General features: G+C 62.5%; 1 pseudogene. It reads right to left on the bottom strand.

Annotated features, from left to right (window positions below):
• Positions 1-170: 170 nt before the first annotated feature.
• Positions 171-400, bottom strand: a pseudogene (locus AC1D34_RS38350) (aspartate 4-decarboxylase); the annotation flags it as partial.

Raw genomic sequence — 400 nt, 5'->3', positions numbered from 1 at the left:
GGAAGATGGCGAGCTCGGGATTATTGCGCAGGGCATCGACGATGTAGTTCATGCTTTGCCTCGCAGCATGGAACTCGGACATCCGATCAAGTCGTGACTGATCAAATGTCCGATGGTTGCCGAACGCAGGAAATCACCCGCCACGCCTTCACTCCCGCCGCTCTCGCGGGTCAGGACTTTTTGGCGAGCGCGAGATTGTAGGCATCGAAGGCCTGGCGATAGCCACGCGCCACCGCGCGGGTAGCGCGGCCGATCTGGCTGTAGACCTCGTCGTCGAGATTGGCGAAGGAGACCCGCACCGACCAGTCGGGGGCGTGGAAGCCGCCGCCGTTCAAGAGCACGATGCCGTGGTCCTCGGCGAGGCGGAAGACGATGTCGAGCGGATGGACGTGCTCCTTCA

It is taken from the genome of Allobosea sp. P1_A7 (assembly GCF_056406775.1).
The sequence above is the reverse complement of the archived record's forward strand: the minus strand, read 5'-3'. Positions and strand labels throughout refer to the sequence as shown.